Source organism: Streptomyces sp. DH12, from assembly GCF_020873895.1.
In the GTDB taxonomy this organism is placed as follows: domain Bacteria; phylum Actinomycetota; class Actinomycetes; order Streptomycetales; family Streptomycetaceae; genus Streptomyces.
On sequence record NZ_JAHWGT010000486.1, the window covers coordinates 1 to 594 of the forward strand.

The following is a 594-nucleotide window of genomic DNA, read 5'->3' on the forward strand; positions in this document are numbered from 1 at the left end:
GAAGGCGATCGTGGAGGGCCTGGGCCCGCTGGTCTGGTCCGTGGTGCGCGCGCACCGGCTGTCCGACGCCGACGCCCACGAGGTGTATCAGACCGTCTGGTTCCGCTTCACCCAGCACCTGGACCGCATCCGGGAGCCGGAGAAGGCGGGTTCCTGGCTGGCCAGCACCGCGCGCCACGAGTGCCTGAAGGTGCACCGCCAGGCGCGGCGGCTGGTCCTGACGGACGACCCGCAGCTGCTCGACACGGTCAGCGAGGACGGCGCGCCCGAACAGGCGCTGCTGGAGACGGAGGAGGCCGCCGCGCAGGGGGAGCGGGTGCGAAGGCTGTGGCAGGAGTTCGAGGAACTGGGCGAGCGGTGCAGGCAGTTGCTGCGTGTGCTGATCGTTTCTCCACCGCCCAGTTATCAGGAGGTGTCCGCCGCGCTCGACATCGCGGTGGGCAGTATCGGGCCGATGCGCCAGCGCTGTCTGCGCCGGCTGCGGGCCCGGCTGGAGGGACGGGGGACGGCATGAGCGACGACATCAGCGACGGCACGGGTTTCGACGAGGGCCCCGGCGCCGACGAGGAACTGCTGGAGGAGGAGCTGCGGCAG

1 protein-coding gene is annotated in these 594 nt (G+C 71.5%); it reads left to right on the forward strand.

Features of this window, described 5'->3' with window-relative positions:
• Positions 1-514: RNA polymerase sigma factor (locus tag LPA54_RS35325; protein WP_228984677.1), on the forward strand; the 514-nt coding region annotated here is incomplete at its 5' end.
• Between the last annotated feature and the right edge of the window lie 80 nt (positions 515-594).